At 66.7% G+C, this 26048-nt stretch carries 25 protein-coding genes; 16 read left to right on the top strand and 9 right to left on the bottom strand.

Annotated elements, in window-relative coordinates; all coding sequences use genetic code 11:
• Positions 1-37: 37 nt before the first annotated feature.
• The 5 genes from OHA42_RS06820 (at position 38) to OHA42_RS06800 (ending at position 5805) form a co-directional block, all read left to right on the top strand.
• A complete protein-coding gene (locus OHA42_RS06820) occupies positions 38-1015 on the top strand; it encodes an EamA family transporter (protein ID WP_406235484.1) in 978 nt (325 codons plus the stop codon).
• A gap of 305 nt (positions 1016-1320) precedes the next feature.
• Entirely contained in the window at positions 1321-3096 is a 1776-nt protein-coding gene (locus tag OHA42_RS06815; RefSeq protein ID WP_406235482.1) for an FAD-dependent oxidoreductase, read from the top strand.
• Between the two features lie 83 nt (positions 3097-3179).
• Positions 3180-3821, top strand: a complete 642-nt coding sequence (locus tag OHA42_RS06810; protein ID WP_406235480.1) for a pyridoxamine 5'-phosphate oxidase family protein — start codon at positions 3180-3182, stop codon at positions 3819-3821.
• A gap of 38 nt (positions 3822-3859) precedes the next feature.
• A complete protein-coding gene (locus OHA42_RS06805; RefSeq protein ID WP_406235479.1) occupies positions 3860-5098 on the top strand; it encodes a MurT ligase domain-containing protein in 1239 nt (412 codons plus the stop codon).
• Entirely contained in the window at positions 5095-5805 is a 711-nt protein-coding gene (locus OHA42_RS06800) for a glutamine amidotransferase (RefSeq protein WP_328408286.1), read from the top strand. Before OHA42_RS06805 ends, OHA42_RS06800 begins: the two co-directional genes overlap by 4 nt.
• A 9-nt stretch (positions 5806-5814) precedes the next feature.
• Here the strand turns inward: OHA42_RS06800 and OHA42_RS06795 are convergent, their stop codons facing one another.
• The 4 genes from OHA42_RS06795 to OHA42_RS06780 form a co-directional block, all read right to left on the bottom strand.
• A complete protein-coding gene (locus tag OHA42_RS06795; protein ID WP_406235477.1) occupies positions 5815-6867 on the bottom strand; it encodes a putative zinc-binding metallopeptidase in 1053 nt (350 codons plus the stop codon).
• 4 nt (positions 6868-6871) lie between these two features.
• Positions 6872-7786, bottom strand: coding sequence for a transglutaminase N-terminal domain-containing protein (locus tag OHA42_RS06790; protein ID WP_406235475.1), 915 nt, complete (start codon positions 7784-7786; stop codon positions 6872-6874).
• The gene (locus OHA42_RS06785) at positions 7783-10563 is read right to left on the bottom strand and encodes a circularly permuted type 2 ATP-grasp protein (protein ID WP_406239141.1); all 2781 of its coding nucleotides are present in this window, start codon (positions 10561-10563) and stop codon (positions 7783-7785) included. Before OHA42_RS06785 ends, OHA42_RS06790 begins: the two co-directional genes overlap by 4 nt.
• Positions 10564-10632: 69 nt before the next feature.
• Positions 10633-14169, bottom strand: a complete 3537-nt coding sequence (locus tag OHA42_RS06780) for a DUF2126 domain-containing protein (protein WP_406235474.1) — start codon at positions 14167-14169, stop codon at positions 10633-10635.
• Positions 14170-14334: 165 nt separating this feature from the next.
• Here OHA42_RS06780 and OHA42_RS06775 point away from each other — a divergent pair, with 165 nt between their 5' ends.
• On the top strand, positions 14335-14544 hold the full coding sequence (locus OHA42_RS06775; RefSeq protein ID WP_328408280.1) for a hypothetical protein: 210 nt from the start codon (positions 14335-14337) through the stop codon (positions 14542-14544).
• Positions 14545-14587: 43 nt separating this feature from the next.
• Positions 14588-15232: a hypothetical protein gene (locus OHA42_RS06770; RefSeq protein WP_406235472.1), complete on the top strand. Its 645-nt coding sequence runs from the start codon at positions 14588-14590 to the stop codon at positions 15230-15232.
• Positions 15233-15265: 33 nt separating this feature from the next.
• Here the strand turns inward: OHA42_RS06770 and OHA42_RS06765 are convergent, their stop codons facing one another.
• The 3 genes from OHA42_RS06765 to OHA42_RS06755 all read right to left on the bottom strand — a co-directional run bounded on the left by OHA42_RS06765 (position 15266) and on the right by OHA42_RS06755 (position 16912).
• On the bottom strand, positions 15266-15889 hold the full coding sequence (locus tag OHA42_RS06765; protein WP_406235470.1) for a LysE family translocator: 624 nt from the start codon (positions 15887-15889) through the stop codon (positions 15266-15268).
• A gap of 65 nt (positions 15890-15954) precedes the next feature.
• Positions 15955-16563 carry a recombination mediator RecR gene (recR, locus tag OHA42_RS06760; RefSeq protein WP_328408274.1) on the bottom strand — a complete coding sequence of 203 codons (609 nt, stop codon included), beginning with the start codon at positions 16561-16563 and terminating at the stop codon, positions 15955-15957.
• Positions 16564-16579: 16 nt separating this feature from the next.
• Entirely contained in the window at positions 16580-16912 is a 333-nt protein-coding gene (locus OHA42_RS06755) for a YbaB/EbfC family nucleoid-associated protein (protein WP_406235468.1), read from the bottom strand.
• Positions 16913-17233: 321 nt separating this feature from the next.
• Here OHA42_RS06755 and OHA42_RS06750 point away from each other — a divergent pair, with 321 nt between their 5' ends.
• Positions 17234-17710 carry a hypothetical protein gene (locus OHA42_RS06750; RefSeq protein ID WP_406235467.1) on the top strand — a complete coding sequence of 159 codons (477 nt, stop codon included), beginning with the start codon at positions 17234-17236 and terminating at the stop codon, positions 17708-17710.
• Positions 17711-17838: 128 nt separating this feature from the next.
• Entirely contained in the window at positions 17839-18438 is a 600-nt protein-coding gene (locus OHA42_RS06745; RefSeq protein WP_406235465.1) for a hypothetical protein, read from the top strand.
• Positions 18439-18466: 28 nt separating this feature from the next.
• Here the strand turns inward: OHA42_RS06745 and OHA42_RS06740 are convergent, their stop codons facing one another.
• Positions 18467-18982, bottom strand: coding sequence for a MarR family winged helix-turn-helix transcriptional regulator (locus tag OHA42_RS06740; protein WP_406235464.1), 516 nt, complete (start codon positions 18980-18982; stop codon positions 18467-18469).
• Between the two features lie 67 nt (positions 18983-19049).
• Here OHA42_RS06740 and OHA42_RS06735 point away from each other — a divergent pair, with 67 nt between their 5' ends.
• The 5 genes from OHA42_RS06735 to OHA42_RS06715 are packed head-to-tail and all read left to right on the top strand — an operon-like array spanning position 19050 to position 22582.
• Positions 19050-19757 (top strand): hypothetical protein, encoded by a 708-nt coding sequence (locus OHA42_RS06735; protein WP_406235462.1) that lies wholly within the window; start codon positions 19050-19052, stop codon positions 19755-19757.
• Between the two features lie 20 nt (positions 19758-19777).
• Positions 19778-20596 (top strand): SGNH/GDSL hydrolase family protein, encoded by an 819-nt coding sequence (locus tag OHA42_RS06730; protein ID WP_406235460.1) that lies wholly within the window; start codon positions 19778-19780, stop codon positions 20594-20596.
• A 50-nt stretch (positions 20597-20646) separates the two neighbouring features.
• On the top strand, positions 20647-21351 hold the full coding sequence (locus OHA42_RS06725) for a hypothetical protein (RefSeq protein WP_406235458.1): 705 nt from the start codon (positions 20647-20649) through the stop codon (positions 21349-21351).
• A 48-nt stretch (positions 21352-21399) separates the two neighbouring features.
• Entirely contained in the window at positions 21400-22215 is an 816-nt protein-coding gene (locus OHA42_RS06720) for a MerR family transcriptional regulator (protein WP_406235456.1), read from the top strand.
• A gap of 16 nt (positions 22216-22231) precedes the next feature.
• Positions 22232-22582 (top strand): VOC family protein, encoded by a 351-nt coding sequence (locus tag OHA42_RS06715; protein ID WP_406235454.1) that lies wholly within the window; start codon positions 22232-22234, stop codon positions 22580-22582.
• A gap of 49 nt (positions 22583-22631) precedes the next feature.
• Here the strand turns inward: OHA42_RS06715 and OHA42_RS06710 are convergent, their stop codons facing one another.
• A complete protein-coding gene (locus OHA42_RS06710) occupies positions 22632-23066 on the bottom strand; it encodes an SRPBCC family protein (RefSeq protein ID WP_406235452.1) in 435 nt (144 codons plus the stop codon).
• 229 nt (positions 23067-23295) lie between these two features.
• Between OHA42_RS06710 and OHA42_RS06705 the strand changes: the two genes are divergently transcribed.
• Both OHA42_RS06705 and OHA42_RS06700 read left to right on the top strand, forming a co-directional pair.
• The gene (locus tag OHA42_RS06705; protein ID WP_406235450.1) at positions 23296-24735 is read left to right on the top strand and encodes an FAD-binding oxidoreductase; all 1440 of its coding nucleotides are present in this window, start codon (positions 23296-23298) and stop codon (positions 24733-24735) included.
• Positions 24732-26048 (top strand): class I SAM-dependent methyltransferase, encoded by a 1317-nt coding sequence (locus tag OHA42_RS06700; RefSeq protein ID WP_406235449.1) that lies wholly within the window; start codon positions 24732-24734, stop codon positions 26046-26048. The genes OHA42_RS06705 and OHA42_RS06700 overlap by 4 nt, the downstream gene beginning before the upstream one ends.

Below are 26048 nucleotides of genomic sequence, written 5' to 3'. Positions count from 1 at the left end.
ATTGTTCTTATGAGTTGAGCTGTTCACGATAGAAAGCGTGACCAACCGTGACCGCCTGCTCGGCCTTACCGTCGTCCTGCTCTGGGGGCTGAACTTCATCGCCATCCGGGTCGGGCTCGACCACTTCCCGCCCTTCTTCTTCGCCGCACTGCGCTTCGCGGTGATCGCGGTGCCGGTCGTGTTCTGCATTCCGCGCCCGAAGGTGCCGCTGCGTTGGTTGCTGTTGTACGGCACCGGGTTCGGCATCCTGCAATTCGCCTTTCTGTTCACCGCGATGCGAGCCGGAATGCCGACGGGGCTTGCCTCACTGGTGCTGCAATCCTCGGCGCCGTTCACCGTCGTCCTCGGGGCGCTGTTCCTGCGGGAGCGGCTGCGGCCGGTCCAACTGCTCGGCATCGCCGTCGCGGTGGCGGGCATCGCGGTGATCGGCTTGGATCGCGCGCAGCACGCCCCGCTGCTGCCGATGCTGCTCACGCTGGCGGGCGGGCTCGGCTGGGCCTTCGGCAATATCGGCTCCCGGCTGGCGATGACCTCCGGCGCGGTCAACCCGCTGCATCTCACCCTGTGGATGACCGTGGTGTCCCCGATCCCGATGTTCGCCCTGTCCGCACTGATCGAGGGACCGACCACGGGTCTGGATGCCATGACCGATATCGGCTCCCCCACCGGTTGGCCCGCGCTGCTCGGTCTCGCCTACATCGTCGTGCTCGGGACGGTCGCGGGCTCGGGACTGTGGACATACCTGATGAGCCGTTACCCGGCGAGCACGGTCGCGCCCATGTCGCTGCTCGTCCCGGTCGTCGGCATCGTCGCCGCCTGGGCCGCGCTCGGCGAGACCCCCTCGGTGTTGTCGGTGCTCGGCGGGCTGATCGTGATCGCCGGAGCCTTCGCGGCAACGACCGCGAGCAGCCGGATCGGTACGAACAAACCAGCGCCGGAGCCGACTACTGCACGCCCCGCCGAGGAAGCACCGGTGCCGACACTTGCCGGCCGACCGCGACTCGCAGAGGCCTGAAGCACGGTCGTACCGCTGGGCCGGGTGATGTCGAACCGATCGATTCACGTCGGACCGATCCCCACCCGGTAGCCGGCCGATGTCGACGCACGCCCGTGCAGATCGCCCGGTCCCGCCACGAGGGGCCGGGCGATCAGCGCTCGCGGAGGCAGCACTGGTTCGTTCGTTCACCCCCGGCCGAGAGCCCCGAGGTTTACCATCAGGCGGCGGTTGACCAGGGTGGGGTAGCTGGACCCCGGATAGGCCGCTTTACAGTGTGCAGTGCGTGTTAGTAGTCCCGAAAAGGCTGGGCAGCAGAGTTGCGCATGGCAGAACAGCGATGGACCGTGTCGCGAAGAGCGATGCTTCGTGGCACCGTCGCGGCGGGGGTGGCGACAGCGGGGGCATTGACGGCGGGTGGGCTACGGCCCGCGCCCGCCTCCGGAAGTCCGGGCGGCAGGCGGGTCGCGGTGCTCGGTGGCGGGGTCGCCGGGTTGACCGCGGCGCACGAACTGGCCGAGCGTGGTTTTCAGGTCACCGTCTATGAGCGTCGAGCGCTCGGCGGCAAGGCACGCAGCATTCCGGTGCCGGGCACCGGGTCGGCGGGTCGGCCGGATCTCCCCGGCGAACACGGGTTCCGTTTCTTTCCCGGCTTCTATCAACATATTCCGGACACCATGCGGCGGATCCCCTTCCCCGGCAATCCGAACGGTGTCTGGAACAACCTGATCGGTGTGCCGGAGGCGCGGTTCGCCCGGCGCGACGGCGACGATTTCCGGCTTCCGCTCGGACCACGGGCCCGCACCGCGTTCCGCCCGGAGATGTTCCGGGAGACGGTCGGTGCGACCATCAGCACAGCGCTGAAAATGCCTGCGGCCGAAGGTCTGTACTTCGCCGATCGCCTGCTCGTCTTCAACTCCAGCTGCGACGCGCGCCGGTTCGGGCAGTGGGAGCACATGTCCTGGCGCGACTACGTCGGCGGCCATCAGCGCTCCCACGAGTTCCGCGCGCTGCTCTCCCGCACCCTGACCAGCATCATGGTCGCGGCCAAGGAGGACATCGCCAGCGTCCGCACCATCGGCAATATGGGCGAACAGTTCCTCGGCAATCCCTTCGAGATCGGCAATGACGGCGCGCTGGACCGCGTGCTGAACGGACCCACGAATGCGACGTGGATCGACCCGTGGGTGCGCCGGCTGCGTGAGCTCGGCGTGCAATTCGCGCTCGGCGCCGAGGTGCGCGGGCTGGATGTGCGCGATAGCCGGATCACCGGGGCCCGCGTCGTCGACGAGAACGGTGTGCAGCGCACTGTCGACGCCGACTACTTCGTGGTGGCTTTGTCCGCCGAGCGGGCCCGTGCGCTGTGGTCCCCGGACGTGCTCGCGGTCCGGCCCGACCTGTCCGCGATGGACGGATTGTTCGTCGACTGGATGAACGGCATCCAGTTCTACTTGCGCACACCCGCCGATATTTCACGCGGGCACACCGCCTTCATCGATGCGCCGTGGTCTCTCACCTCGATCACCCAGAATCAGCTGTGGACCAGGAAGCTCACCGAATTCGGTGACGGCACCGTGCAGGACTGCCTCTCGGTCGACATCTCGGACTGGAATACCCCGGGCATGCTGTACGGCAAGCCGGCCAAGGAGTGCACTCGCGAGGAGATTGCGCGCGAGGTCTGGGCGCAGATGACCGCGCACCTCAACGACCGCGGTGCGGTGCTGCACGACGCCGATCTGCATTCGTGGTTCCTCGATCCCGGCATCACCTGGCAGGCCGACCAGCAGCGCAACGCCAACGCCGATCCGCTGCTCATCAACACCGCAGGATCATGGGAGTATCGGCCGCAGCCGCACGGTGCGCTGGAAAACCTTTTCCTGGCAGGCGATTACGTGCGAACCAACGTCGACCTCGCGACCATGGAGGGCGCCAACGAATCCGCGCGGGCCGCGGTGAACGCGCTACTCGATGTGGCAGGCTCGAATGCCGAGCGGTGCCGGATGTACACGCTGTATCGCGCCGCCGAATTGGAGCCGTTCCGTCGCATCGATGCGGATCGCTATGCCGCGGGACAACCGAACCTGTTCGACGTCCAGATCTGAGGCGCGCACAAGTGTGATCGATCTCGCCGCACCGGAACAGAATTCGATCGCGGCGCCGCCGCTACCGGGTGTTCAATCGAAGTATGCGCGAGAGCATCGGCACCGACGAGATCACCGGCACCACCGAACTCAGGCAACTGCTCGGCGCAGTCATGCCGCGCGCCGCGAACAAGGAACGCACCACGCTGCACCCGCGGGACCGCGAATGGATCGCGAACTCGCCGTTCCTGATCATGAGCACCAGCGACGCCGACGGCAATTGCGACGCCTCCCCCAAGGGTGATCCGGCCGGCTTCGTGCAGGTGCTCGACGATCGGACCCTGGCAATACCCGAACGCCCCGGCAATCGCCGTGCCGACGGCTACCTCAATATCCTCGCCAACCCCCACATCGGCCTGCTGTTCCTGATCCCGGGCCGCCGCGAGACCCTGCGCATCAACGGTCGCGCCCGCCTGGTGCGTGATGCGCCCTACTTCGACGACATGGTGGTCAAGGGCCATCGCCCTATCCTCGCGGTCGAGGTCGAGGTCGAGCAGATCTTCCTGCACTGTGCCAAGGCGTTCATTCGCAGCCACCTGTGGGAGCCGCAGCAGTGGCCCGTCGATACCCTGCCGAGCCCCGCCTGCCTGGTCAAAGAGGTCCACAGCGATATCACCGAGTCGATCGAGGAACTCGAGCACTACTACTCGCCGCAGAACTACAACGCCAAGCTCTACCGCGACTGACCAGCGCGGGTCCCGAGCCCACCACATAGACTCGCGGCGTGGCAGATATTTCGGTGCGTGGGCGGCTTGCACTGCGAGCGGCGGCCGCGGCGTCCTGGGCTTCGCAGAAGGCCGGACGCGGCAAAGGCTCGATGATCGGCGGATTGATCGCACTGAAGATCGATCCGACGGTGATGGAGCAGCTCGGCCGTGGCAAACGCACGGTGCTGGTGACCGGCACCAACGGCAAGTCGACCACGACGCGGATGACCACGGCCGCGCTGGGCAGCCTCGGTGCGGTGGCCACGCAGGCCGACGGCGCCAACATGGACGCCGGGATCGTTGCCGCGCTGAGCACCCATCTCGGCGCGCCGTTGGCCGCGATCGAGGTGGATGAGCTGCACCTGCCGCACGTGACCGACGCGCTGAATCCGGCCGCCGTCGTGCTGCTGAACCTCAGCCGCGACCAGTTGGATCGGGTCGGCGAGATCAACATGATCGAGCGCAAACTGCGGGCCGGGCTGGCCGAGCACCCCGACGCCGTGGTGATCGCCAATTGCGATGACGTGCTGGTGACCTCCATTGCCTACGACCATCCGAAAGTGGTGTGGGTGGCTGCGGGCAGCGGCTGGGCGATGGACGCGACAAGCTGTCCGCGCAGCGGCGAGCCGATCGTCTGGGAGGGCACGCACTGGCGCAGCACCGGCACAGCTTTCCAACGCCCGGAACCGGATTGGTGGCTCGACGGCGAAAAGCTCTGTGGCCCAGAGGGTCTGCGACTGCCGCTGCGGCTTGCCCTGCCCGGCCGCGCCAATCGCGGCAACGCCGCCCAGGCAGTGGCCGCCGTGGTCGCGCTCGGCGCCGACCCGGCAGCGGCGGCGACCGCGACCGGAACGGTGCAGGAGATCGCGGGCCGCTACCGGACCGTGCAGGTCGGCGAGCACACCGCACGCCTGCTGCTCGCGAAGAATCCGGCCGGCTGGCAAGAAGCGCTATCGATGATCGAGCCGACCGCGGCCGGACTGGTGATCGCGGTGAACGGACAGGTGCCCGACGGCGAGGATCTGTCCTGGCTGTGGGACGTGCGCTTCGAACACTTCGAGGGCGTGCAGGTGGTTGCCGCGGGCGAGCGCGCCACCGATCTGGCGGTGCGCCTCACCTACGCCGGAGTCGAACACACCACGGTGGCGGATCCCTTGCGCGCCATCGCTTCCTGCCCCGCGGGCCGGGTCGAGGTGCTGGCGAACTACACCGCGTTCCGTGATCTCAACCGCGACCTGGAGGGGCGGACGGCATGACAGAATCGACAGTGCGGATCGGGCTCGTGCTGCCCGATGTGATGGGCACCTACGGCGACGGCGGCAATGCACTCGTGCTGCGACAGCGGCTGCGGATGCGCGGCCACGACGCGGAGATCGTCGAAATCACTCTGGCCGACCCGGTTCCCGACTCGCTGGACATCTACACCCTCGGCGGCGCAGAGGACTCGGCGCAGCGCCTGGCCACCCGGCATCTACAGCGCTACCCCGGCCTACAGCAGGCCGCGGCGAAAGGCGCACCGGTGCTTGCCATCTGCGCGGCCATCCAGGTGCTCGGCAACTGGTATGAGACTTCGTCGGGCGAACGCGTCGACGGTGTCGGCCTCATCGATGTCACCACCGCACCCCAGCAGAAGCGCGCCATCGGCGAGGTAACGACCACGCCCATGCTCGCCGGTCTCACCGCACCGCTCACCGGTTTCGAAAACCACCGCGGCGGAACCACACTCGGCCCGGACGCGACCGGCCTCGCCCACGTCACCCGCGGTGTCGGCAACGGAGTCGGCGATGGGCTCGAGGGCGTCGTCCAGGGCTCCACCCTCGGCACCTACATGCACGGCCCGGCCTTGGCCCGCAACCCCGAACTCGCCGACCTGCTACTCGCCCGCGCCCTCGGCGTATCCGAGCTGGCACCGCTGGACCTCCCCGAGGTCGAACAACTCCGCCGCGAACGCCTGCGGGCCTGACCGGAGCATTCAGCCGGCCGCGGCGCCACACAATTCGTGGACCAGGCGCATTTTCTCCAGCACCGGGTCGGGCAGGACGAAGGGGTAGAGGTCGGGGTGGCCCATGGAGCGGTTGACCATGTTCAGGGCCCAGGCCAGGGGCAGCCAGAGGTCGATGATCTTGTCGAAGCCCGCACGGCCTACTTGCGGGCGGTCGAGGGTGGCGCCCGCCGGTGCGAAGCCGAAAGCCGCCGCGGTATCGAGGGTGTCGCGGATGTGCAGATAGTGGGCGAAGGTCTCGGCCCAATCCTCGGCGGCGTGCATGGCGGCATAGGAGGAGACGTAGCTGCCGTCCCAGCCGGGCGGGGCGCCCTCGGAATAGTGACGATCCAGCGCGGCCTGATAGTCGGCGAACGGGTCGCCGAATAGACCCCGGAAGCGTTGCAGTGCCTCGTCATCGGCGACGAGCACCGCGAAGTAGTAGTGCCCGATTTCGTGGCGGAAGTGGCCGAGCAGGGTGCGGTATGGCTCGTCCATTTCTATGCGCAGCTGCTCGCGATGCGGGTCGTGCGCCTCGGCGAGATCCAGCGTGATCACGCCGTTCTTGTGTCCGGTGGTGACCCTGTCTGTCGCACTGGAGAGCAGATCGAACGCGAGACCGGTTTCCGGGTTCCGGTCGCGGCCGACGATCGGCAGTCCGAGTTCCGCCAACTCCATGATCAGCCGGCGTTTGGCCGCTTCGGCCTCGGCGAAGGCCTGCAGGCCCGCGGCGTCGAAGTCGTGCGGGCGGGTGCGGGTCAGACGGCAGGACTCGCAGAGCACCGGACCACCGGACACGGTTGAACCATCGGAGACTCGCACCAACCAATTGCACTGCGCGACATGCAAGTTGTCGCACAGGCGGAACTTGCGCCCGTCCACCGCGCCGCCCGGATGTCCGTTCGGCTCCGCAGTGGTGGCATCGGAGATCACCAGCAATGCGCGATCGGCGAGGCTGAAACCCAGTGGGCTGGAACATGACAGGCACACGGAGTTCTCGAAGGCCAATTGCTGGCCGCAGTTCGGACAGGTGAAATCGCGCACGCCGCTACCCCGCTACCGGTGCGACATCGACCGAGACGGTAATAGAGCTCTCCTTGGCGTCGGTGTAGATGATGCCGCGCAACGGTGGCACGTCGGCATAGTCACGACCCCACGCGACGGTGACGTAGCGCTCGTCGGCCAACTGATCGTTGGTGGGATCGAAGGCGATCCAACGACCGGTCCGGTCGTGCGCGGCCTCGCCCGGCAGCCACACCGCCGACCAGGCGTGGGTGGCGTCGGCACCGACCATCCGTTCCTTGCCCGGTGGCGGATCGGTGGCGAGATAACCCGATACATATCGGGCGGCGAGGCCGTGTGACCGCAGGCAGGCGACACCGATCCTGGCGAAGTCCTGACAGACGCCCGCGCGCGCGGCGAACACATCGGCGACCTTGGTGGAGACGGTGGTGGAGCCCGACCTGTAGGTGAAGTCGGCATGGATTCGAGTGTTCAACTCTCGCACCGCTTCCAGCAGCGGTCGCCGCTGAGTCAGGGATTCGGCCGCATAGGCGGTGACTTCGGGAGTGATTTCGGGCGGTTGCAGGTCCAGGGTGAACTCGACCGCCAGCGGCCCGGTGGTCGCGGTCGGTCGGGCGTGCTCCCATGGTTCGGCGGCCGGACCGATGTCGGTGCGGTCCGGGATGTCCACCTCGACCACGGATGCGCCGGTGACGACGAGTTTCCGATGTTCGGCCGTGACATGGAAGTAGGAGGTGGTGTTGCCGTAGACGTCGGTGCCGATCGACCGATCCGACGGCACCGGATCGATGTCGATCTCGTGTGAGAGCAACCGCTGCCCGGGGAATTGCCGAGGCGTGAGGTAGGCGCGCCCGTAGGAGCTGCTCACCTCATCGGAGTACGAGTAGGTGGTTCGATGCGCGACCCGATAGCGACGAGCGGAATCATTGCGGCCGATCATCCGACAACCCGTGTGCTGCCCCACAGCGGCTGAATACCCACTGGCAGCGCCAATCTCGTGGTCTCGAACGATTCGGAAATTTTCCGCAGCCGCAAGTGCACACCCTCCAGGAGCTCCGCCAATTCGGTACGCCTGCCGTCGGCGCCGGTGACGTCCAGATCATTCGGGTCGACGCGGCGCAGCATCCGTTGCGCGTCGGCCAGCAATCGTTGTGGCCGTGACGATCCGGACGCCGCGGGCAGCGCCTGGAAGTCCACCTCGAGTTGCTCGAGTTGATAGGCCAGCGAGCGCGGATTGGCCGCGTCGAACAACAACAGGCCGGCGACCGCCGAGACGCGCACCGAATCCCGGTGCCGCCGACGGTAACTCACCGACGACTCGGTGGCGCGCAGCACCGCCTCGGTCACCGCCCGCTCGGCCTCCGCCGGATAGGTCTCGGTCAGCGCCGCCGACAACAGCGCGGTCAGCGCGATCCCGCGTTCGATGCGCTTCCCGATATCCATGACGTACCAACCGGTGTCGCGCACCAGCGATTCGGCGCCGATCCCCGACAGCGACAGCAGCGCGGCAAGCGACAGCGAATGCACCGCCGACAACGCGGCCTCCTGGTCGCCCTCGGTGTCGCGATATTCGATCAACGCATGATCTACCGCACTCAGAATCATCCAGGTGTCAGCCGACAATTGATCACGCACCGCGCGCGCCGCCGCCTCGTACCGATCGATCGCGAAGGCCAGCGAACCCGGGGTGCCCTGATCGGTGGTCAGCCGCACCAGATATTCGTATCCTTCTCGCGAGGCCCCCGCGACCGGTGGCCGACCGCCGCTGGCAGCCTGTTCCGGCGAGCTCGCTGACATCGACTGCTGTTGCTGCGCTGAACTACTGGCCTCCGTACTCGACGCCCCGTCGACATCGCCCGCATCTTGTCGGTCATCGCTCGAATCGGCCGTCGGGCTGCCATCGACCGGCGCGAGCGTTCCGGTCATTCGTGCCAGGGCCGACATCAGTGCCGTGACCGCGTCCGCGCCTTCGAGCCACGGGCGGTAGCGGAAGTCCTGGTACTGGTCGTGGGTCGCAATGAGCAGGCGCACCACCGATTCGGCTCGTTCGCTGTAGCGGCCCATCCAGAACAGGTCGTTGAGGACGCGCGGCGAGCTGACGGCTTCGAGGGCGGGGCCGCGACGCTCGCGTTCCTCGTGCACCGGCTCGGCGGCGATGGCGGCGACAGCGGTGGGCGCGGCGCGCACCCAAATGTCTTTGGCGGCAACCTTGATGACCACCCGTTCCGGCTGCAAGCGCTGCCGCAGTTGACCGAGACCGCCCGCCATCGCCGTATAACCACCGCGGCGGGCCAGCGAGAACAACCGCATCCCGACCGGCGACGCGGCCAGACCCCCGTAGCCCTGGACGGCAGGAGCCACCGAAAACTGGGCCGGGTCCTGGCCGACCCATTGCCAGCCACGAGCCTCGATCCGCGCCGCGAGTTCCGAACGCTGCTCGGCGGACAACTCGGGCCCGAAGTTCGTCGAGCCGTCGACGGTCGACCGAATGATGAGGCGGTCGAGATTCGCGACCAAGTGCGACCGTTCGGCGTCGTCGCCACCCCAGTACGAGGGTGCACTGTCGAGCACCAACTCCTCACCGAGCAGTGCTCGCGAGATCTGCGGCAGGAATCCGGGCAGCGCGGGATTCTCCAGGAGCCCACTGCCGAGGGTGTTCACCACCGTCACCGCGCCGCGCCGCAGCACCTCCACCAAACCCACCACACCGAGTCGGGAATCCGGGCGCAGATCCAGCGGATCGGAGAATTCGGCGTCCACGCGGCGCAACACCACATCGACGCGCTTCAGCGTGCCGAGCGAGCGCATCCACAGGGCACCGTCACGCACCACCAGATCCGCGCTCTCGACCAGCGGAAAGCCCAATGTCGACGCGAGATAGGCCTGATCGAAAGCGGTTTCGGAGTGCACGCCAGGACTCAACACCACCACGACGGGGTCGTCGGCGGCGTTCGGCGCGGATTCGATCAGCATCAGCCGCATCGCCCGCGCGAACGGGGTGAGCGGCCGTGGATTGGAATGCTCGAACGCCTCCGGGATCGCTGTGGACACCACGCGGCGATCCGCCAGCGCATAGCCCGCGCCGGACGGGGCCTGTGCCCAGTCGGCGATGGCGCGGAACTGCCCGTCACTCCATCTGCTGATATCGCAGGCGTGCAGGAACAGCTGATGCCGACCAGGCACCGTGATGCCGTGCGCGGCCCGAACGTAGCTGTTGCTGCCGAACACCACCTCCGGCGGCAGTAGGCCCGAAGTGATGGTGCGACGCGCGCCGTAAATGTCGGTCAGTACCTCGTCGAGCACCCGCGACCGCTGCACGAGGCCGGCTTCGAGCCGAGTCCAGTCGTCGGCGGAAACCAGCAGTGGAATGGGGTCGAGCCGCCACGGCGTCGGAAGCGCCGGATCTTCCGGTGAGATCACCTCGGTGTAATAGATGCCGTCATCGTCGATCAGCCTGCGCACCCGGCTGTCGAGCCTGCCGAGCCCGGTGGTGCCCAGCTCGACGAAGTCGGCGGAGAGCTCCGACCACATGCGCCGCACCCGACCGTCGCCGTCGACCAGTTCGTCGTAGTAGCCGTCCATCGGGCGGCCGCATTCGTCGTAGGCCGCACTGTCCACACCCTCGGCGCGATAGCGGGCGAACTGTTCGGCGATCTGTTCGCGCACGTCCAGGCCGGTACCCTCGTGGTCCTCCGCACGCTGCGCTTCGTCGCGCATTGTCACCGCGCCGACCTCACTTCCGCTGCCAGAGGTTGCCGTTGCGCGCCGGATGGACGCGCAGTCGACCTACCGATTGCTGACCAGTCCCCATACCGTCCTGGCCCGGCGTAGGTCGAGAATGCCCGGCGCACCGATATCGGTGGACTGTGCTGTCATCTTCGCACGTAGTTCCCCTGTATCGACCCGATCGGTAGTGTGCCCGGCCGCCTCGAAGCGCCGGTTGCGGCGCGATTGCGCGGCCACGGCATTCACCGGGGGGTCGTCGTAGGCCATGCCCCCGGGGTGTGCCACGTGGTAGGTGCAGCCGCCGCGCGAGAGTCCGGTCTCGGCGTCGATCAGGTCGAAAACCAGCGGCGCGTCGACGGTGATCGATGGATGCAGCGAGTTCGGCGGCTGCCATGCGCGATAGCGCACTCCCGCCACCTGCACATCGGCCTTGTCGGTGGCGAGCAAGGGCACCGGCATGCCGTTGCAGGTCAGCACGAAACGGTCGCGATCGGCGCCGACCACGCGCACCTGCAGCCGCTCCACCGAAGAGTCGACGTAGCGGGCGGTGCCGGTCTCGGCGGTCTGCTCGCCGAGGGTGTTCCACGGTTCGATCGCGCCGCGCAGTTCGATCTCGACAGCACCGAGCACCACGGTGCCGATGCGCGGGAAACGGAATTCGGTGAACGGGTCAAGCCAGCTGGTGTCGAAATCGATGCCGTGCGCGCGCAGATCCGCGGCGACCTCGGCGATATCGGCCATCAAGAAATGCGGAAGCAGGAAGCGGCCGTGCAGATTCGCGCCGTGCCGAATCAGCCTCGCCCGCAAGGGCTGCGACCAGAATCGGGCGACCAGGCCGCGTACCAGCAGCGATTGCACCATCGCCATCTGGAAATGCGGCGGCATCTCGAAGCCGCGCAGCTCCACCAATCCCAGCCTGCCCCTTGCGGTTTCGGGACTGTAGAGCTTGTCGATGCAGAATTCGGCGCGGTGGGTGTTGCCGGTCAGGTCGGTGAGCAGATGGCGCAACGCGCGATCGACGTACCACGGCGAGGCGTCTTTCGGCGCCGACTCGCCACTCACCCTGGCTATTTCGGCAAAGGCGATCTCGAGCTCGTACAGCGCGTCCTCGCGGCTCTCGTCCACCCGCGGAGCCTGCGAGGTGGGACCGACGAATCGGCCCGCGAACAGATAGGACAGCGCCGGGTGCCGCTGCCAGTAGGTGAGCATGGAAACCAGCAGGTCGGGGCGGCGCAGCAGTGGTGACTGCGCGGGCGTCACGCCGCCGAGGGTGATGTGGTTCCCACCGCCGGTGCCGCCGTGGCTGCCGTCGACATCGAACGATTCGGTGCTCAGTCGCGCCAGTCGCGCCTGCTCGTACAGCGTCGACAACAGCTCGCACTGCTCGGCGAACGACGCCGTGGGCTGCACGTTCACCTCGATCACACCCGGGTCGGGAGTCACCGACAGGGTGCGCAGCCTGGCATCGACCGGCGGTGGGTAACCCTCCAGCACCACCGGCTGACCGGACGGGCCCAGCGCCGCCGCGGCCGCCTCTACGTGGCGCACCAGATCGAGGAAGTCGTCGAGTTCCGCCAGCGGCGGCAGGAATATGTGCAGCCTGCCGTTGCGCACCTCGCCGACCAGCGCCGTGGTCGGCTCCCAGTCCGGATCTTCGACCACTGCGGGCGGTTCGCTTCGCGGCGCGAGCAGCGGTCCGACGAACAGGGGGTCGCGGTCCGGCGGTGTCCGCGGTGTGCGCCAGGAGATAGAATCCAGCGGTAGCCGCAGCCCGGCCGGAGAATCGCCGTTGGTCAACACAATTCGGCCCTCGGGGCGCTGCGGCGTCGCGCCACGCCGCAACCGCCAGTCGGCGCTGGCCCACCCGGAACCGTCCTCGCGCCGATACAGCGGCAACACGTACGCGGCGGGTTCGGTCACCGGCGCATCGAGCTTCTCGAGCAGGGCGCGGCGCGCCGGTGCCGAATCCGCATCCGGTTCGATGTCCTCGGCCGGCGCCACCGGGTCGCCGACCGGCGCGCTGACCACACCGGCCAGCCGTGCCAGCGGATCCTCGAAGGCAGGCCGGACCTGCGTGTCCGGCAGCCCGATGCGCGCGGCGACATGTGCGATCAGCGCGCGCGCCGAATCGCGAGCGGCGGGCACGGGCCGCTGCATGCGCTGAACCGCCGCGCGGTCGGTGGACCGATCCGGCCGCCCAGAACCCAGCATCGCCGAAGTGTCGACCATGCGGACGGAATTATCTTGCAGTGCAGTGTGTTCGACCATCGGCTCGACACTCGCCGCGGCACCTTCGGGTGACCAGTCGAGGACCCGCGGTGGCGACCACGGGTCGATGAGCAGGTCGGGGCGGGTCCACACCGGCTCGCCGTCGGTGCGCCATGCGACAGCAATCTCCCAGCGGGGCAATGGTTCTCCGGGGTACCACTTGCCCTGCCGGTACTGGACGAGACCGGTCGGAGCGTAGATCCGGCGCAGCCGATCGGCCAGATCGATCGCACGGTCACGCTTGTGCGTGCCGTCGGCGTCGGTGGTCCATTCGGGGCTGGTCTGATCATCGATCGAGATGAAGGTCGGCTCGCCGCCGATGGTCAACCCGACCTTGTCGGCGGCCATCCGCGCGTCGACCGCGGCACCGGATGCGGTGATGTGCTCCCATTGAGATCCGGTGTAGGGCAACGTGACTCGGGGATCCTCATGGACGCGCCGGACGGTGTTGGCGAAATCCATGGTCGCCTTGGTCCGGCCCGTGGCACCGGTGATCGCGGCCGAGGAAGTCGGATGCGGTGTCGCGGCCAAGGGAATGTGCCCCTCGCCTGCGAAAAGACCCGAGGTCGGGTCGAGCCCGACCCATCCGGCACCGGGCAGATAGGCCTCGGTCCACGCATGCAGGTCGGTGAAGTCGGCGGGCGGACCCGACGGCCCGTCGAGTGCAGGGACATCCTGGGCCAGCTGCACCAGATATCCGGAGACGAATCGCGCGGCCAGGCCGAGCTCACGCAGGATGGACACCAGCAGCCAGGCCGAATCGCGGCACGAACCGATCGCGGTGCGCAGCGTGTGGTCGGGTGACTGCACCCCGGGTTCCATCCGGATCGTGTAGCCGACGTCCTGACGCAGCGCCTGATTGATCGCAACAAGGAAGTCGATGGTGCGCGGCTGATCGCTGGGCACATGGGTGCGCACCCAGTCGCGGACCAACTCGCCGGGTCCCGAACCTGGTCCCGCCTCGTCCACCGGTCGCAGGTACGGCTCCAGATCCGCGAGGAGTTCCCTGCTGTAGCCGAACGGAAAGTGCTCGGCGTAGTCCTCGATGAAGAAATCGAACGGGTTGATCACCTCGAGATCGGCTATCAGCCCGACGGTGATCGACAGCTCGCCGGCCGAGTTCGGAAAAACCAGCCTGGCAAGGAAATTCCCGAAGGCATCCTGCTGCCAGTTGCAGAAGTGGTCGGCGGGCGTGACCCGCATCGAGTAGGCGTCGATTCTGGTCCTGGAGTGTGGTGCGGGCCGCAGCCGCACCACGTGGGGATGAATCTCCACGAGCCGGTCGAAGGTGTAGGTGGTCCGGTGTTCGAGCGACACCTTGATGCCCATGCAGCAAGTTCACCACACCGTGGCGCGCATGCAGGGGGACATGGATCGCCAGTATCCGGAGAGCCGCGTTCTCGATGCCGTGCCGCGACACACAGCCGACCTCCCACCGACGTGCCCGCCCGGGTGATATGACCGAATTACGAATCGATCTCGTCTGGAGGTCATATGCGCGCACCCACGTGTCGGTCCTGCGAATCCGCAGTCGACCACTGTCACGGCACCATCATCGTCCACCTCGGCCGGATCGCCGAATGCACCGACGAAGACTGCATCGATCTCGACCACGCCCGGCACGCCTTCGTCATCGACTGCGCCGATATCGCGGGCGGCTGTGCATGCACCGAACCGACCACCCCCGGCACCCGCACCGCCTGAACGCGCGGTCGGGCCGTAATAGCCGCCCCGTACCCTGTCCGGGGTGAACTACGACCACGTCTTGTTGCCGTCCGGTGCTGCTTCGACGCTCGCAGAAGTGGACAACTACCTGTCCACCCAGCAGGGTCTTGCCGAGACAGACGTGGTCGCGCTGCTGGCGGCGGAACTGAATAGACGCAACACCGAGTTACCCGAGGACGACCACTTCCTCGGCACGGATGCAGTCGGTGGCGCGGCGACCGGTGCGGTGCTGCACGTGCCCTGCCCCTATGACGCGATCGGCTACGTCCGCCAGTTGCTGTTCGCGCTCGCGACACCGCTGAACTACGCGGTCTACGACCCCCAGCTCGCCTGGCTGATCGATCCGGCGGGCAGCGTTCCCGCCGCCGTCACGCACGGTGGGGCGGGCGAATTCCCGTATCTCACGAAAGCAACCGCGCAGCTGTGGGTTTCCGAGCTCGCCCCACCGAACCCGTATCTGATCGTGGAACGCGCCGACCAGGTCTACATGCAGACCTATCGCGACGAATCGGGCACGTTCACCGTCGAGTACCGAGACGGCGCACCCAATAAGCACTTCGGCACCACGCTCACCGACGCCTCGACCGTCGCCGACCTGATCTGGGAGTGGGCCACCGACGACCGCACTCGCCTGCACACCCTGCCCTGGACCCGAGTCGACCTCTGATCCGAACCCTCGCTGCGGCGACAGGCCTGCGGTTCACTGATTTTGGACGGCAAGGCGGCCCGCGAGAGCGATGAAGGAAGCGCCGAAAATGCGCCGCATCCAGGTGACCACCATCGGACGGGAGATGACGTGGTTGCGCACGGCTGCGGCGCACGCGCCATACACGGCGAATACGACGAACGTCGCGAGCATGAAGATGCCGCTCAGTTCGAGCATGCGCACCAACGCATTCGGCGCTCCGGTCGGCACGAACTGGGGCAGAAAGGCGAAGAAGAAGATCGTCAGCTTCGGGTTGAGGATGTTCAGCAATACCGCCGAGGTGATCACCTGACGTGCCGAGGGCGCGGTGCGCTCACCCGGGGCGTCCTCCGGCACGGCGAGTGCGCCCTTGTCACGGAAGGTGTTCCACGCCATGTACAGCAGGTAGGCGACACCGAGATATTTCAACGTCTGGAACGCGACCGCGCTGGCGTTGAGCAGCGCGGCAAGACCGGTGACCGCGGCGATCATGTGCGGGATGATGCCGAGCGTGCATCCGAAGGCTGCGATCGCACTGGCCCGCGCGCCACGCGATAGCCCGGCAGCCAGCGTGAAGAGCACCCCGGTGCCGGGAGTGGCGACGATGACGAGCGTGGTCAGCAGAAATTCGATGCTCATCCCCGACACAGTAACCCGCGTCCAGCGCAGCGCAACCCCTGAAAACCACCGGTGGAATCGGTGGGCTACAGCGCGCGACGACCCGACAGCGCGCGGCCGAGCGTCAGCTCGTCCGCGAATTCCAGATCGCCGCCCATCGGCAGCCCGGAGGCGAGGCGGGTCACGCTGAGGCCGGGGAAATCGCGCAGCATCCGCACCAGGTAGGTGGCCGTCGCCTCGCCCTCGGTATTCGGGTCGGTTGCGATGATCACCTCGGTGACATCGATGCCGTCCTCTTGGTTCCCGATGCGCGCCAACAGCTCCCGAATCCGCAGCTGGTCGGGGCCGATGCCGCTGAGCGGATCGAGTGCGCCACCGAGCACGTGATAACGGCCGCGGAACTCGCGGGTGCGCTCGATGGCCTGCACGTCCTTCGGCTCCTCCACCACGCAGATCATGGTGCGGTCGCGACGCGGATCGGCGCAGATGCGGCACATCTCGTTGTCGGAAACGGTGCCGCAGACCACGCAGAACTGCACGCCGTCACGCACCTTCTGCAGGGCGGCCTGCAACCGGTCGATCTCCGGCGGCTCCACCTGCAGAAAGTGAAAGGCTATGCGCTGCGCGCTTTTAGGACCGATGCCCGGCAGCTTGCCGAGTTCATCGATCAGATCCTGAACCGGACCCTCGTACAACTGCTCCGTCCCCGAATCAGAAGTCCGGCAGACCGGGCAGCGATCCGCCACCCGCCAGCGGACCGAGACGCTGCGACGCTATCTGCTGCGCGTTGGACATCGCGTCGTTGACCGCGCCGATCACCAGGTCCTGCAGCCCCTCGACATCGTCAGGATCGACGACCTTCGGGTCGATGGTCAGCGAAAGCACCTCACCGGTGGCCTTGATCGTCACCTTGACCAAACCACCGCCGGCCTGACCCTCGACTTCGGTCGCGGCGATCTCGGCCTGAGCCTCCATCACCGCCTGCTGCATCTGCTGCGCCTGGGCGAGTAATTGCTGCATGTCGAACTGACCACCGGGCTGCACGGCTGGTTCCTCTCTGCGGAAAGTATCGCCGTCCAGCCTAGCCCCGATTCGATCATTCCCCCGATCGGCATCGGCGAATGATCGGCCGTCCCGGGGTCGGCCGACCAAAGGTTGGTAACGGATTGATTGCCAACCATCGGGAGACGATCGTGAGCGGCCTACCATCGAAGTGGGCTGGAAACCGGTGGAAGCCGGTGTCGCAAGTCCGGAGATAGCATGGACACAAACCGAGCACTCATCCTCTGCATACTCACGTGTTCCCTGGGTTTTGCCAGCTTGTTAGGCATTTCCTCGGCAGCAGCGGACGCCGGAGCCGACGGTGTGTCCGACTATGGCGGCGGGTGTTTGCTCGATCCGGGAAACCGTGCGGCAACGATAGATTCGCTGCGATTTCGCTGCTCCCCCGAACAGCAGGATGCAATCTTCGACGACGCGCCACGCGGCGCGGTCCCGATGGGGGTGACGAACGGCTGGGTGATCCGCCCGGTGAGTATCCGGTCGTGGTCGCCCGCCATCTGGATCGGTAAGACCTTCTATACCGGCCCCGACGGCGGCTACCTGTTGAACAGGCTCACCAGCGCGGGCATCGAAGGCTGGCGCGCCGACGTCTATACCGCACCCGCGATTCTGGACGGCGAGCCGACCTGGGCGCTGAACTACGCCCCGTCGCCGACACCACAGGTATACGACGAAATCCGCGAGATCACCCCCGACGTCTGGTTCGGCTACTCCTGGTGGCGCGATGACGCACCGCCGGCAATCACGCTGATGCTGTCCTTCGCTCTCACGACTCCGTGAACAGCCACCGGCCAGCAGATCTCGACTTGGACACTGCCGCCGGTGTTTCCAGCTACCGACAGGCAGCGCCGCCTTACCCTCGAGCGTGGGGTGGAGACCTGATGATGCGGTGAGTTCTGGAGACAGCGATGAGTACGACCCGAGTTCTGCTGAGCGCACTGACGCTGTCGCTCGGATTTCCGAACCTCTTCCTACCGGCCTACGCCCCCACTGCCTCGGCAGACTCCGGCAGCACCGACGATTCCACGGTCGTGGCGGCGCGCGACTACGGCGGCGGCTGCGTCCTCTATCCGGACAATCGCGCCGCAACCATCGCTTCGCTGCGCTCGAGTTGCGGACTGGCTCAGCAGAACGCCATTTTCCGTGACGCAACACCGGGAGAAGCCCCGATGGGTGTGAAGAACGGCTGGGTGCTCCAGCCGATCTACGCGCAGTCGATCGTGCCCGCCATATGGATCGGCAAGACCTTCTACACCGGCGCCGACGGCGACTACCTGATGAACAGGATCACCGGCGCGGGCATCGAAGGCTGGCGCGCGGACGTGTACACCGCACCCGCCCTCGCCGATGGGATGCCGACCTGGGCGTTGAACTACACCCCCTCACCGGCCCCGCCCGTCTACGACGAGATCCGCGAAGTCACCCCCGGCGTCTGGTTCGGCTACTCCTGGTGGCGCGGCGCCCTGCAGACCACACTGCTGCTGACCTTCGCCCTCGCTACCCCCTGAGCAGATCCGGCTCGGGCCACATCGGCGCTCATCCGGCCGATGCGCCGCCGGACATGGTCTTGTAACCGGGATGAATGCCGGGAGCCAAGCCCTGCCGACCGGCGATGCGCCCGAGCAGCGTGGCGAGTTTCTCGTATTCGTCATCGTCGAGATCACCGCACAGATCGTCCTCGTGCGCGACGGCCAGTTGCGCCATGCGGCCGAGCAGTCGCTCGGCGTCACCGGTGAGGTACAGCTCGTGGTTGCGGCGGTCCTTCGCGCTGCGCCGCCGCTCGACCAGGCCTTTCTCATCCAATTGGTCGATCAGCGTGACCACCCGGCTCGGCACGACGCCGAGTTCCGCGGCCAGCGAGCGCTGGCTGCGACCCGGTTGGCTCGCGATCATCCGCAGTAGTCCGACGTCCGGCGGTGTGAGCCCGATCTCGGCGATCCGTTCGGCGAATCGTTGCGTGGCATGCGCTCCGAGCTGAGCGAGCTGAAACGACACCGCTCGCATCGGCCGTCGCGCGCCGCCGCCTCGCCGCACTTGCTCACCTTCGGTCACGGGGCTATCGTACCCATGCCGATATCGTTCACTTGAATGAATGATTCACTTAGGAGAAGTGATAGCCGTGTCCACACCGCAAACCGCCCACCCACCGTTGCGGCCACCGCAGGAGATCGAGCCACCCCTCGGCCTCCTCGGCTTCATGACCGCCGCGTTGTTCATCGCCGGGCTCCTCGTCAGCACGTTCCGCGCGGAGGGAACCCCGTTCCCGTCGCCGTTCAGCTCGCCCGACGACGCGCTGACGTACTTCCGCACCTATCCGGACGCGGTGCGCACCGGAGCGGTATTGCAATTCGCCTGCACGATCCCGCTGACGATCTATGTCGCGACGGTGACGGCCCGACTGCGCGCGCTGGGCAGACAAGCCCCCGGCATCACCCTCGCGCTGGCGGGCGGAGTGCTCGCCGTGGCCTTCCTCGCATCTTCCGGCCTGGTCACCTGGGTCCTGACCGTGCGCGGGGTCGCCGAGGAACCCGCATTGGTCCGTGCGCTGCACAACCTCGCCTTCCTGGTCGGCGGGCCCGGCACCGTCGTTTCGACCGGCCTGCTCATCGCGGGCATCGCGATAACAGCCCTGCCCACACGGCTTTTCGCGTCATGGGTGATCCGGATCGGGCTGGCCATCGCGGTGGCTTCGGTGCTGAGCACGCTCGTTCTGACGTTCCCTGCCGCCGCTTTCCTGCTGCCCATCTCTCGTTTCACCGGACTGGCCTGGCTGATCGCGGTCGGCTTCCTGATCGGACGTCACCCGACTCCGTTGTCCAGCAACTGAATTCGATAGGAGAATCACCGATGAATCCCGACATGCTCGAAAAACTGCTGCGCTTCCAACAGCCCGCGAAGTCGCTGCCCTATTTGAACGGCCTGACCGATGAGCAGATCGCCGGATTGTTCACACTCGATGTCGGCGCATACCAGGCTCGCTGTGCCGATTTCACCGCGCGCACTCACCGAACTGCTGCGGCGCTGCTCGAAGACCCCGTGATCGCGACCCAGGTCGACCAACTGCCCTTCGCCGCTGGACAGCACGTGGTCGCCATCGGCGAAAGCAGCGCGGCAGATCGGCTGTCGTGGTTCGAGATCCTGCGGCAGTTGCTCGCGATCCGACGGCCGAACGACGCGATCAGGTTGACGAACCTGGCCGTGTCCGGATCCACCACAACACAGGCGCTGAGTTCGCTACCGGGACTGGGATTTCACCAGCCGGACTGGGTGCTTTGCCAGCTCGGCGCCAACGATGCCCAGCGAATCGGCGGCCCGGAAGGACCACGACTGGTCAGCATCGCCGAAACCGAGCGCAACTTCGGCTGGCTGCACGAACGTGTATCCCAGCTGACTTCCGCCGAATGGATCTGGCTCACCCCGACGGCGGTGGACGAGGGACGCGTTTCTGCTTTTCTCCACTTCAAACGAGCGCAGATCAGCTGGTCGGCAAAGGACCTCGAGGTAACCGCACAGATCCTTGTGGACCGGCCCGAACCGACGATCGATGTGCTCTCCTGCACGACGCCGACGCCGGACACGCATCTCGAGGACGGCGTCCATCTGACCGATCTCGGCCAGCGGCAGGTCGCCACCGCTGTCGTAGCCGCGCTGGCCGATCTCAGCTGAGCCGTCCGGCGACCATTCCTCAGTTCCGCAGCAACCGAACGGACTCGACCATGCGATTCAAGAATGTCGTCCTCGCCATCACGCTGGCGTCCAGCGTGCTGCTGGGTTGCCCAGTAGCAGCCGCAGCCGACGATCAAACCTCCAGCAGCCCAACCGGTTTCACCGCACGACTCGTCGACGGCGCGGCCATCGTGGAAACCGAAGCCGCGATGTCGGCCCAAGACGGACTATTCACCATCCGCGCGCCCGATCAGACGCTGCTCGCGGGTGCCGAATTGTCGTTCCGGATAGATGATTTCGTCTTCCCGATCGACGCGCGCATCGACGGCCACACCGCCACCCTCACCCCGCACCTCGATCTGGACCACGCCGTCTACACGCCTGTCGCACTGCCATTCGAGGACACCGCCGACTTCCGGACCCCCTACCAGCGCGAACAAGCGGCCTGGAACCGCATGATCACCACGATCGCCACCGGCACAATGGTCGGCACGTTGGCGGGCAGCATCGGCGGCGCAGCAGTCGGCTGTGTGCTCGGCGCTGTCGCGGCCGGCACCGTCGCCGCGGCGACCATTGTCGGGCTGTTCGGCGCGTTCCTCCCAGCCGCCGCCGCCGGCTGCCTCGGCGGTGTGCTGGCGGTCGGCGCACTGGGCGCGGTCGCCGGGCAATTGCTCGTCTCCGCTCCGATCGCGATTATGGCCGCCATCCAATACCTCACCACCATCACCGCGCCGATGCCCGACCCGGCGCGATGACACGGGCCGCTTGACTCTCCCCGCACTGGAGGGTGTTCGCTGGAAGCCATGACAGCGACCGTCTCCATCGGGGAGTTCGCCCGGCTGACGTACCTCAGCGTGAAAACGCTGAGGTACTACCACGACATCGAGCTGATCGAGCCCGCCGCGGTCGATCCCGGTTCCGGGTATCGGCGGTACTCGACCGATCAGGTCGCGCAGGCTCATTTGATCAGGCGGCTGCGTGAATTGGATATGCCGCTGCCCGAGATCAAGGCCGTGCTCGCCGCCTCCGACGAGGACACGAGGAACATCGCACTGCGCGCGCACCTGGCGCGGATGGAGGCCGAACTGCAGCGCACCAAGGACGTGGTCGCCTCACTACGTTCGCTGCTGACACCCGCCGCACCGCTTGTCGTCGAATACCGTTCGATTCCGGCGATGCCGGTCCTCGCGTTCGTCGATACGGTCACCAGGCCGGCGGTCGGCCCCTGGTGCGAGTCGGCCTTTCCACTGCTCTACGAGACGTTGGAGGCGGCGAAGGTGGCGCCGGCCGGTGTCGCGGGCGCCACCTACTCGATGGAGTTCTTTGCCGAAGAGGTGGGCGAGGTCGTCGCGTTCGTCCCCGTCCCGGCAGGCACCCGGATGATGCTGCCCGAGGAACTCACACTCATCGAGCTGCCCGCCCGCCGGTTCGCGATCGCCGTACACAACGGATCGTTCGATGATGTCGACCGCACCTACGGCGCGCTGGGCAGCTATGTCGCCGAGCACGACAACGCACTGGCCGAACCCGTCCGTGAGCTGTATGTGCTCGGCCCCGACCAGATCGACGACCCCGGGGCTTACCGAACCGAAGTCTGCTGGCCCATCGGCCTGCTCTAGCCAGAGGAGAATCTCGATGACACTCACACTCGGACACGTCACGTTCGACTGTCATGACGCAGCCGCGCTGGCGGCCTTCTGGTCCGAATTGCTCGACAAGCCGGTGGATCCGGAGGCAAATGCGCAGTTCGCGACGGTCGGCATGGGCTCCGACCTTTCGCCGGTGCTGATGTTCATCCAGGTGCCGGACAAGACGCCCGGCAAGAATGTGATCCATCTCGACTTACACGCCGCCGACTGGCGCGAGCAGATCGATCGGGCAATCGGCCTCGGCGCCAAGCACATCGGCGACTTCGACGAGTTCGGCGCGAAGTGGGCGACACTGGCGGATCCGGAGGGCAACCTCTTCGATATCGGCGCGGCATGATTCACCGACACTGATGCCCCGGCTTTCGCCGGGGCTTCCAGGTGTTGTGTCAGGCCAGTTCGCGCTGCAGGTTTCCGAGCACCTCGGCCTGAATCTTCTTCAGTCCCAAGGGGGCGAAGATTCCCTCGAAGATACCGGCGACGCCGCCCGCACCCTTCCACGAGGTGCGCAGCGTGACCTGCGAACCCGTACCGTCGGGCGTCACCGTCCAGGTGTTCACCATCGTCGAGTTCGAATCACGCTCGGTCACGATCGAATCCGACACCGTGACGACGGCATGCACGTTGCGGGTGCGCTTCTCGGTGGCCTTCAGCGTCCACTCGGCCACGGTGCCGGCACCCTTGCCACCCTCGATGACCTTGTAGTCGCTGTAGTGCGAGGAGAGGATGCGCGGACGCACCGTCTCGTAGTCCGCAATGGCCTCGAGCGCGCGCTGTGGATCCGCCGAGACGGCGATCGAACTACTGGCGCTGACCTGTCCCACAATGAGCTCCCTTGTCCGAATGCGGTATAACGACCGCCCTCCATCCTGCCCTGCCCGGCGGCCGGGCCATCGTCCAGGTTCGGCTGCGCCGCCGCGGCCACGCTGTTAGGCTCCCGCAAGGCTCATTCCGGGAGGTATTCCCGATGCAACAGATGCGTGACATTTATCCCTCGTCAGCGCCCTCGCGGTGGCTGAGCACCGGGGTGCGTACTAGCGTCGAGGAGTGGCAGTGAGTCTGTTGGGGAAGGCCGGACACGCGCCGGCCACACACGAATCAGGGTTCGCCGCGCATCGAGCGGGAGTCGACCGCCTACTGGCGAGTTACCGCGCGATACCCGACGACGCCAACGTCAGGTTGGCGAAGAAGACATCGAATCTGTTCCGGGCCCGGGCCAAGAATCCCGCACCTGGACTCGATGTTTCCGGTCTGGCCAAGGTCATTGTGGTGGACGCCGCCGCCAAAACCGCCGATGTGGCGGGCATGACCACCTACGAGGATCTAGTCGCCGCCACCCTGCCCTATGGGCTGGCGCCGCTGGTGGTTCCACAACTCAAGACGATCACCCTCGGTGGCGCGGTCACCGGCCTGGGCATCGAGTCCACCTCCTTCCGCAACGGCCTTCCACACGAGTCGGTGCTGGAGATGGACGTGCTGACCGGGGCGGGTGAGATCATCACCGCGACACCGAACGGCGAGAACGCCGATCTGTTCCGCGGCTTCCCGAATTCCTACGGCACGCTCGGCTACACCGTGCGGCTGAAGATCGAGCTGGAGACCGTGCAGCCCTACGTGGCGCTGCGGCACATCCGCTTCCACGACCTGCGGGCGCTGGAAGCCACGCTGGCCGAGATCGTCACCGCAAGGACCTACGACGGCGAACGCGTCGACTATCTCGACGGCGTCGTGTTCACCGCCGAGGAAAGCTACCTGACCCTCGGCCGACAGACCGACGAGCCGGGCCCGGTCAGCGACTACACCGATATGGATATCTACTACCGGTCCATTCAGCACGATTCCGCTCATCCCAAGCGCGACCGGTTGACCATCCACGACTACCTGTGGCGCTGGGACACCGACTGGTTCTGGTGCTCGCGGGCGTTCGGCGCGCAGAACCCGAAGTACCGCCGGTTCTGGCCGAAGCGCTACCGGCGCAGCAGCTTCTACTGGAAGCTCATCGCGCTCGACCATCGCTACCACATCGGCGACCGGCTGGAGGCCCGCCAGGGCAACCTACCGCGCGAGCGCGTCGTGCAGGATATCGAGGTCCCGGTCGAGCGGACCGCCGATTTCGTCGAGTGGTTCCTGCGCGAGATCCCGATCGAGCCGCTGTGGCTGTGCCCGCTGCGGCTGCGCGACACCGGCGCCCAGGCGCGGACCGGTCGGCCGTGGCCGCTGTACCCGCTGGAGCCCAACCGCACCTACGTGAACGTCGGATTCTGGTCGGCTGTTCCGACGGACGCAGGTCAGCCCGAGGGCGCGGCCAACCGCGCCATCGAGCAGACGGTCACCGAGTTCGACGGTCATAAGTCCCTGTACTCGGATTCGTACTACGGCAAGGATGATTTCGCGGCCCTCTATGGGGGCGAGACCTACACCGAACTGAAGAAGCGCTACGACCCGGACCAGCGACTGCTGGACTTGTACTCGAAGGCGGTGCAACGCAAATGACGACATTCAAGGACCGATCCGATGTCTTCGCCGATCTGGGAACCAAACTCAGCATTGCTGAGGTCTTCGAAACGCTGCTCGATGGCGAAATTCCCATCCGGTTCACCGCCTACGACGGCAGTGCGAGCGGCCCGGAGGACTCGGAGTTCGCGCTCGAGGTGAAGACCCCGCGCGGTATCAATTACCTGGCGACCGCGCCGGGCGATCTCGGTATGGCCCGCGCCTACATCTCCGGTGATATGACGGCCACCGGCGTGCACCCCGGCGATCCCTACGAGATCCTCAAGGCGATGGACGGGCTGAAGTTCCGCCGCCCCTCGGCATTGGCCCTGGTGACGATCGCCCGCTCGCTCGGCTGGGAGCGGCTGCGCCCGATTGCGCCGCCGCCGCAGGAGACCCTGCCGCGCTGGCGCCGGATCGCGCTCGAGGGGCTGCGCCACTCCAAGACTCGCGACGCCGAGGCCATCCACCACCACTACGACGTCTCCAATACCTTCTACGAGTACGTCCTCGGCCCATCGATGACCTACACCTGCGCGGTCTACGAAGACGAGCAGTGGACGCTGGAGCAGGCGCAAGAGAACAAGTACCGCCTGGTGTTCGACAAGCTGCGCCTGAAGACAGGCGACCGGCTGCTCGATATCGGCTGCGGCTGGGGCGGCATGGTCCGCTACGCGGCCAAGCGCGGCGTCAAGGTCATCGGTGCGACGCTCTCGGCCGAGCAGGCCGAATGGGCACAGCAGAAGATCGCCGAGGAGGGGCTGTCCGAGCTGGCCGAGGTGCGCCACTCCGACTACCGCGACATTCCCGAGGTCGGCTTCGACGCGGTGTCCTCGATCGGGTTGACCGAACACATCGGTGTGCACAACTACCCGTACTACTTCGAGTACATCCAGGGCAAGCTGCGCGACGGCGGCCTGTTCCTGAACCACTCCATCACCCGGCCCGACAACCTGCGCAGCACCAAGGCAGGCGACTTCATCGACCGCTACGTGTTCCCCGACGGTGAGCTGATCGGTTCGGGCCGCATCATTTCCGAGATCCAGAACGTCGGGCTCGAGGTGGTGCACGAGGAGAACCTACGCGAGCACTACGCCCTCACCCTGCACGAATGGTGTAAGAATCTGGTCGCCAACTGGGATGCGTGCGTCGAGGAAGTCGGCGAGGGCACCGCAAAGGTGTGGGGCCTGTACATGGCAGGTTGCCGACTCGGCTTCCAGCGCAACGTGGTTCAGCTGCACCAGGTACTCGGCGTCAAGCTCGGCCCGAACGGTGAGTCCGGCTTGCCACTGCGTCCCTGGTGGCAGGGATAG

It is taken from the genome of Nocardia sp. NBC_01009, assembly GCF_045208035.1.
Taxonomy (GTDB): Bacteria; Actinomycetota; Actinomycetes; order Mycobacteriales; family Mycobacteriaceae; genus Nocardia.
The sequence above is the reverse complement of the archived record's forward strand: the minus strand, read 5'-3'. Positions and strand labels throughout refer to the sequence as shown.

Excerpts from the sequence above, each read along its gene's own strand:
- OHA42_RS06810 (WP_406235480.1), top strand. The coding sequence starts at position 3,180 with ATGCGCGAGAGCATCGGCACCGACGAGATCACCGGCACCACCGAACTC.
- OHA42_RS06765 (WP_406235470.1), bottom strand. The coding sequence starts at position 15,889 with ATGAGCATCGAATTTCTGCTGACCACGCTCGTCATCGTCGCCACTCCC.
- OHA42_RS06725 (WP_406235458.1), top strand. The coding sequence starts at position 20,647 with ATGCGATTCAAGAATGTCGTCCTCGCCATCACGCTGGCGTCCAGCGTG.
- OHA42_RS06700 (WP_406235449.1), top strand. The coding sequence starts at position 24,732 with ATGACGACATTCAAGGACCGATCCGATGTCTTCGCCGATCTGGGAACC.
- OHA42_RS06780 (WP_406235474.1), bottom strand. The coding sequence starts at position 14,169 with ATGGGCATCAAGGTGTCGCTCGAACACCGGACCACCTACACCTTCGAC.
- OHA42_RS06800 (WP_328408286.1), top strand. The coding sequence starts at position 5,095 with ATGACAGAATCGACAGTGCGGATCGGGCTCGTGCTGCCCGATGTGATG.
- OHA42_RS06785 (WP_406239141.1), bottom strand. The coding sequence starts at position 10,563 with ATGCGCGACGAAGCGCAGCGTGCGGAGGACCACGAGGGTACCGGCCTG.
- OHA42_RS06775 (WP_328408280.1), top strand. The coding sequence starts at position 14,335 with ATGCGCGCACCCACGTGTCGGTCCTGCGAATCCGCAGTCGACCACTGT.
- OHA42_RS06720 (WP_406235456.1), top strand. The coding sequence starts at position 21,400 with ATGACAGCGACCGTCTCCATCGGGGAGTTCGCCCGGCTGACGTACCTC.
- OHA42_RS06745 (WP_406235465.1), top strand. The coding sequence starts at position 17,839 with ATGAGTACGACCCGAGTTCTGCTGAGCGCACTGACGCTGTCGCTCGGA.
- OHA42_RS06815 (WP_406235482.1), top strand. The coding sequence starts at position 1,321 with ATGGCAGAACAGCGATGGACCGTGTCGCGAAGAGCGATGCTTCGTGGC.
- OHA42_RS06790 (WP_406235475.1), bottom strand. The coding sequence starts at position 7,786 with ATGATCGGCCGCAATGATTCCGCTCGTCGCTATCGGGTCGCGCATCGA.
- OHA42_RS06715 (WP_406235454.1), top strand. The coding sequence starts at position 22,232 with ATGACACTCACACTCGGACACGTCACGTTCGACTGTCATGACGCAGCC.
- OHA42_RS06730 (WP_406235460.1), top strand. The coding sequence starts at position 19,778 with ATGAATCCCGACATGCTCGAAAAACTGCTGCGCTTCCAACAGCCCGCG.